At 66.5% G+C, this 6,323-nt stretch carries 6 protein-coding genes; all 6 read right to left on the bottom strand.

The window, feature by feature from the left end; genetic code table 11:
* A partial coding sequence (locus tag Q8S30_RS19805) for a M10 family metallopeptidase C-terminal domain-containing protein (RefSeq protein WP_305667753.1) occupies positions 1 to 1,800 on the bottom strand: 1,800 nt, incomplete at its 3' end.
* Positions 1,801 to 1,990: 190 nt separating this feature from the next.
* A complete protein-coding gene (locus tag Q8S30_RS19800) occupies positions 1,991 to 3,463 on the bottom strand; it encodes a mannitol dehydrogenase family protein (protein ID WP_305667751.1) in 1,473 nt (490 codons plus the stop codon).
* 1 nt (position 3,464) lies between these two features.
* Positions 3,465 to 3,599 carry a hypothetical protein gene (locus tag Q8S30_RS19795; RefSeq protein ID WP_305667750.1) on the bottom strand — a complete coding sequence of 45 codons (135 nt, stop codon included), beginning with the start codon at positions 3,597 to 3,599 and terminating at the stop codon, positions 3,465 to 3,467.
* A complete protein-coding gene (locus tag Q8S30_RS19790; protein WP_305667749.1) occupies positions 3,599 to 4,594 on the bottom strand; it encodes an ABC transporter ATP-binding protein in 996 nt (331 codons plus the stop codon). Before Q8S30_RS19790 ends, Q8S30_RS19795 begins: the two co-directional genes overlap by 1 nt.
* A 10-nt stretch (positions 4,595 to 4,604) precedes the next feature.
* Positions 4,605 to 5,435 (bottom strand): carbohydrate ABC transporter permease, encoded by an 831-nt coding sequence (locus Q8S30_RS19785; protein ID WP_305667748.1) that lies wholly within the window; start codon positions 5,433 to 5,435, stop codon positions 4,605 to 4,607.
* A 3-nt stretch (positions 5,436 to 5,438) separates the two neighbouring features.
* Positions 5,439 to 6,311, bottom strand: a complete 873-nt coding sequence (locus Q8S30_RS19780; RefSeq protein WP_305667747.1) for a carbohydrate ABC transporter permease — start codon at positions 6,309 to 6,311, stop codon at positions 5,439 to 5,441.
* Positions 6,312 to 6,323 lie beyond the last annotated feature (12 nt).

Raw genomic sequence — 6,323 nt, 5'->3', positions numbered from 1 at the left:
CGGCGCGGTCTGCGCGCTGTCGTCGAAGACATCATCGCCCTCGCCCAGCATCACCGTATCGCTGCCAGCCCCGCCCCAGACCTGATCATTGCCCGTGCCAGCCCGGATCGTGTCATTGCCCGGCCCGCCATAGATGCGGTCATTGCCATCGCCGCCCTCGATGGAATCGTTGCCCTCACCGCCATCCAGAAGGTCATTGCCGGCGCCGCCCAGAATGGTGTCGTTCCCGGCCAACCCGAAGATCTCGTCATCCCAATCGGTGCCCACCAGATGGTCCGCCCCCGGGGTGGCGACGTTGCCCGGCGTGGTCAGCACCAGCGGCGGCGTGTCAGGTCCGACGAAGCCGCCCGGAAACACCTGCGCCAGCGTCAGTGAGCGGCCATCGGCGGAGTAGATCTCCAGAACCTCACCGCGGTAGCTGATGATCGCGCCATAGCTGGTGGACTGAAAGGTCAGCTGTGCAGGGTCATAGAGCATCGTCCAGGCCGACAGGTCCAGCCGGTCCACCCCCGCCTCGAAATCGGTGATCGTGTCCAGCGCGCCATCGGCACTGAGCACGAAAATATCGGCGCCGCTGCCCCCGGTCATCCGGTCGCTTCCCGCGCCATCCGCCAGAATGTCGGCGCCCGCGCCCCCCGTCAGCGTGTCATTCCCCGCCCCGCCCATCAGCAGATCCTCGCCCGCCCCCCCCGCAAGCGCCCCGCCTGAACCGGGCGCTGTCAGCGTGACCCCAAGCGCCCCCACCGGCAGCACGAACTGGCTGATCCCCGGTTCGGATTGCGAGGACACGAAGATCTGGATGTCGGACCCGACCTGCACCGCGGTGATCGCAGCCACATTGTCGAGGGTGGCGGCGGCGCTGTCGCTGATCGTCTGCAGGTAGACCAGCGTGCCATCGGGCAGCAGCGTGAACAGCGTCAGCCCGTCATCCGCCCCGCCCGCGATCACAAAGGCGCGGTCGCCCACGGTGATGGTTTCCAGCGCGGTCACACCGTCAAATCGGGTGTCCAGCGTGTCGATCACGTGGTCGGTGGCAGTGAGACTGCCATCCACACCGACCGCCACCACGCTGATCGAGGAGGACCCGGCCGAGGCCATGATCGCATAGGTCGCGCCGCCGATGGTCACCGGCTCGATGGCGGTTGGGGTGTTGATCCCAAGCCCCTCCTGCGCGCCGATGCCGCCCACCAGCGTCAGCGCCCCGGTCGCTGGATTGACGCTGTAGCTGGCAACGCCGTCGCCGCTGGCCGAGGCGGCCAGCACATAGGCGGTGCCGCCCACCGTCGCCGTCGCCATCGCGGAGACGTCGCCGCCATAGACGCCCGTCGCCGGGGCCCCGCCCGCCGCCGTCAGCGCAAGGTTCGGCCCCACCGCATAGCCGGTGATACCGCCCTCCGCGCCCTCGGCCGCATAGACATAGGTCGCGCCACCGACGGTGACCGAGACAAAGGCACTGGCACTGCCCGGCCCCGCCACGCCCGTCCCCGGGTCCAGCGCGCCGCTGCCCGACAGGGTGATCCCACCGAGCCCGGTGCCATCGGGCGACAGCAGCAGCACCTGGTTGCCGACCTGCACCACGCCGATCTCGGCCACCGGGACCGTGCTGCCGGAACCGGGCAGCCCCTGCTGGTCCACCAAGACAGGCGCCTTGCCCGGCGACAGCGCAAAGGTGGTAACCCCGCCCCCCGCGCCGCTGGTCGCCACAAGGAAAGTACCTTGTGTCGTCGTGACGACCTCAAGATCCTGCACCCCTGTAAGATAGCTTGTCGCCCCGCCACCGGCGGCGCCCCCATAGACCATTTGTGCCACTGTCCACCCCTGAACGCAGGCCATTCCACCACGGCCGACCTTGCCGCGGCGTGGTTGACAGGGGCTTTCGGAACCGGGGCGGAAATATGGCCTTTGGGGGCAATTGGACGTGAAAGGCTGGGGGAACGCGAAAGGGCGGGGCGCCTTTCGGCGGCCCGGCCCTTGCGTCACATGAGAAAGATCAGAGCGCCCCCGCCAGATACCGCTGCATCACCGGCCGGCAACCTTCGGCCCAGACCGCACGCAACAGGGTGGCAAAGGTTTCGGCCACGACCGGGTTGCTGCCCAGATCGCCATAAACCTCGCGCATCGCCAGCCATTCGGCGGGGTCGTCCTTGGCCCGCGCTGCCCGCGCCGTCAGCTTCTCCCAGCTCGGATCGTTCGGCGCAATCTCTGCCCCGCTTTCCGTCGTGCCAAAGCAATAGCGGCACCACAGCGCCGACAGCAGGATCAGACCCGTCGGCTCACCCCCCGCCTCCAGCACGTCGCGGATGGTCGGGATGATGAATTTCGGCTGCCGGTTGGAGCCATCGAGGCACAGCCGCCGCACCGTGTCCGCCACCTCGGGGTTGGCAAACCGCTCCACGATCAGCGCCTTGTACTCGGCCAGATCCTGCCCCGGCACCGGCGGCACCACCGGGATTACCTCGGACGACAGGATCCGGCTGAGGAAGGCGGATACCAGCGGTTCCTCCATCGCCTCATGCACGAAATGGATGTCCATCAGACCGGCCGGATAGGCGATGATCGCGTGGCCGCCGTTGAGGATGCGGATCTTCATCGTCTCGAAGCGGTCCACATGCGGGGTGAAGGTCACGCCGACCTTTTCCAGCGCCGGGCGGCCAGCGGGAAAGTTGTCTTCCATCACCCATTGCCGGAACGGCTCGCAGGTGACGGGGGCGGCGTCGTCGAGGCCCAGCTCGGCCGCCATCTCGCGTTCCCGCGGGCCGGTCGCCGGGGTAATGCGGTCCACCATCGAGTTCGGGAAGGCGACCGCCTCCGCGATCCAGCCCGCAAGCTCGGCGTCCTGCAACTGCGCCAGCCCCACCACCGCGTCGCGGGTGACATGGCCGTTATGGGGGACGTTGTCACAGCACATCACGGTGAAGGGCTGCACCCCCGCCGCCCGCCGCGCCCGAAGCGCCGCGACGATGGCGCCGAACACGGTGCCGGGCCGGTCCGGGTTCGCCGCGTCATGCAGGATGTCCGGATGGTCCGGGCTGAAGGTGCCGGTCTTGGGATCGATGTAATAGCCGCCCTCCGTCACCGTCAGGCTGACGATGCGGATCGCGGGGTCCGCCATCGCCGCGATCAGGCTGGGGTTTCCCGGCTCCACCGGAACAAAGCCGGTCATCGCGCCTATCACCCGCGCCGAATGCGCGCCCGGGGCAAGCTCGATCACGCTGGAAAGGTAGTCCTGCGCGGCCAGAACCTCGCGCATCCGCGCATCGCCCTCGCGCACACCGGCGCCGAGGATGGCCCAGTCCTGCCCCTCCCCAAGCGCGAACAGGTCATCAAGATACACGGCCATATGCGCGCGGTGGAAGTTGCCGCAGCCGACATGCACGATGCCGGGGGTCAGCGCCGCGCGGTCATAGCCGGGGCGGGCGACGGTTGCGGGAAGCGCGGAAAGCGTGGCGTTGGAAAGGGTCATGTCAGTTCATCCAGTGGCCGCCATCGACAGTGTCTGTCGGGGCGACGATGTCGTCAGCCTCGGGCGAGGCGGGGAATATGGCCGCGCCCGAGGAGGGGAGGATGCCGGCCAGCGGCGCGGATGCCTGAAGCCGCATCAGATCGCCAACCCCGCCGCATCGAAGCGGTGGATCTGAGTGGCATCGGGCGTCAGGAACACCTTGTCACCGTGGTAGAGGCCGACATCGCCCCCCGCCCGCAGGTTGATGGTGCCATGTTCGGTATGCACATGCAGGAAGGTGTCGGAGCCGAGGTGTTCCGAAACCCCGACCGTCCCGGCCCAATCCCCCGCTTCGCGGCTGACGGCGATATGCTCGGGCCGGATCCCGATCTCATGTGCGCCGTGCTTGGCTGCCTCGGCGCCGCCGATGAAGTTCATCCGCGGGCTGCCGATGAAACCCGCCACGAAGCGGTTGGCGGGCGCACGGTAGAGGTCCAGCGGGCTGCCCACCTGCTCGATCTTGCCGGCTTGCAGCACCACGATCTTGTCGGCCATGGTCATCGCCTCGACCTGGTCATGGGTCACGTAGATCATCGTGGTCTTCAGCGACTGGTGCAGCTCGGAAATCTCCAGCCGCATGTTCACCCGCAGCGCGGCATCGAGGTTCGACAGCGGCTCGTCGAACAGGAACGCCGAGGGGCTGCGCACGATGGCCCGCCCGATGGCCACCCGCTGCCGCTGCCCGCCAGACAGCTGGCCCGGGCGCCGGTCAAGATAGGCGCCAAGGTTCAGCACCTTCGCTGCCGCCTCGACCTTGGCGTCGATGGCCGCCTTGTCCAACCCCGCCATCTTCAGCGGGAAGCCGATGTTCTTGCGCACCGACATATGGGGGTAGAGCGCATAGCTTTGAAACACCATCGCCAGCCCGCGTTTTGCCGGCGGCAGGCCGGTCGCATCCTTGCCGTCGATTTCGATCCGCCCGCCGCTGGTATCCTCCAGCCCCGCGATCAGCCGCAGCAGCGTGGACTTGCCGCAGCCCGAGGGCCCGACGAACACCACGAATTCGCCCTTGCCGATGGACAGGTCCAGCGGCGGGATCACTTCGGCTTCGCCAAAGCGTTTGGTGACGCCCTTCAGTTCGATATGGCCCATCTTGGTCCCCTTATTTCACGGCGCCGAAGGTCAGGCCGCGCACCAGCTGCTTCTGGCTGAACCAGCCCAGGATCAGGATCGGTGCGATGGCCAGCGTCGAGGCGGCAGAGAGTTTCGCGTAGAACAGCCCTTCGGGGCTGGAATATCCGGCAATGAAGGTGGTCAGCGGCGCCGCCTTGGATGTGGCAAGCTGCAGCGACCAGAATGCCTCGTTCCACGCGAGGATGATGTTCAGCAGCATGGTCGAGGCGATGCCCGGCACCGCCATCGGCGTCAGCACATAGAGGATCTCGGACCGCAGGCCCGCCCCGTCCATCCGCGCCGCCTCAAGGATTTCCGACGGGATTTCCTTGAAGTAGGTGTAAAGCATCCACACCACGATCGGCAGGTTCATCAGCGTCAGCACGATCACCAGCCCGGTCCGCGTATCCAGCAGCCCGAAGTCGCGGAAGATCAGGTAGATCGGCACCAGCACACCCACCGCGGGCATCATCTTGGTGGACAGCATCCACATCAGCACGTCCTTGGTGCGCCGGCCGGGCACGAAGGCCATCGACCAGGCCGCCGGAATGCCGATCACCAGCGCGCAGACCGTCGATCCGACAGAAATCACCACCGAGTTCCAGAAGTGGCGGAAGTAATCCGACCGCTCCTGCACGGCAAAGTAGTTCTCCAGCGTCCAGTCGAAGAACAGGAACTTCGGCGGGCTGGCAATCGCGTCACCCTCGGTCTTGAAGCTGGTCAGGATCGTCCACAGGATCGGGAAGAAGATCGCGATCCCCACGGTCCAGGCCAGCACGGTGACAATGGCCTTGCGGCGGTTGGAAACTGCTCGGGCCATGGCTCAGGTCTCCAGGTTCTTGCCGATCATCCGCATCAGGAAGATCGCAACGATATTGGCGAGGATCACCGCGACGATGCCGCCCGCAGCCCCGCTGCCCACGTCGAACTGCAGCAGCGACTGCACATAGACGAGGTAGGTGAGCGTGGTAGAGGCCGTGCCGGGCCCGCCATTGGTGGTCACCAGAATTTCGGCGAAGGTGGAGAGCAAAAAGATGGTCTGGATCAGGATCACGACCGTCGACGCCCGTGCCAGATGCGGCAGCATGATGTGGCGGAAGCGGCTCAGCGGCGGGGCGCCATCCATCTCGGCCGCCTCCAGCTGCTCGCTGTCGAGGCTTTGCAGCGCAGTCAGCAGGATCAGCGTGGCGAAGGGCAGCCATTGCCAGGCCACGATCAGCGTGATCGACAGCAGCGGCGCGACCGACAGGAAGTCGAAGGGCTGCATCCCCAGCGCCTTGGCCAGATGCGCAAACAGGCCATTGACCGGGTTCATGAACATGTTCTTCCAGACCAGCGCCGAAACGGTGGGCATCACGAAGAACGGCGCGATCACCAGCACCCGAACGATGCCCTGCCCCCAGAACGGCTGATCCAGCAGCAGCGCCAACAGCACCCCGCCGACGGTGGTGATAAGCAGCACGCCCCCGACCAGCAGCAGCGTGTTGGTCAGCGCCGTAAAGAAGGCCGGGTCGGACAGGAAGTAGCGGTAGTTGTCGAAGCCCGTGAAGGACTCCATGCCCGGCATCAGCAGGTTGTAGCGCAGGAATGAGAAATACAGCGTCATTCCCAGCGGCACGATCATCCACAGCAGCAGCAAGATCACTGCGGGCGAGATCATCAGCCGTCCGGCAAGGCGCGAAGCCTGAGTAGCCATCGGAGGTGTCCT

This window comes from Frigidibacter sp. (genome assembly GCF_030695035.1).
GTDB lineage: Bacteria > Pseudomonadota > Alphaproteobacteria > Rhodobacterales > Rhodobacteraceae > Frigidibacter.
Note: the sequence above shows the minus strand (reverse complement) of the source record. Positions and strands in the feature narration are given on the sequence as shown.

What these genes read in the sequence shown, in the direction of transcription:
- Q8S30_RS19800 (WP_305667751.1), bottom strand. Translation starts at nt 3,463, where the DNA reads ATGACCCTTTCCAACGCCACGCTTTCCGCGCTTCCCGCAACCGTCGCC.
- Q8S30_RS19795 (WP_305667750.1), bottom strand. Translation starts at nt 3,599, where the DNA reads ATGCGGCTTCAGGCATCCGCGCCGCTGGCCGGCATCCTCCCCTCCTCG.
- Q8S30_RS19790 (WP_305667749.1), bottom strand. Translation starts at nt 4,594, where the DNA reads ATGGGCCATATCGAACTGAAGGGCGTCACCAAACGCTTTGGCGAAGCC.
- Q8S30_RS19785 (WP_305667748.1), bottom strand. Translation starts at nt 5,435, where the DNA reads ATGGCCCGAGCAGTTTCCAACCGCCGCAAGGCCATTGTCACCGTGCTG.
- Q8S30_RS19780 (WP_305667747.1), bottom strand. Translation starts at nt 6,311, where the DNA reads ATGGCTACTCAGGCTTCGCGCCTTGCCGGACGGCTGATGATCTCGCCC.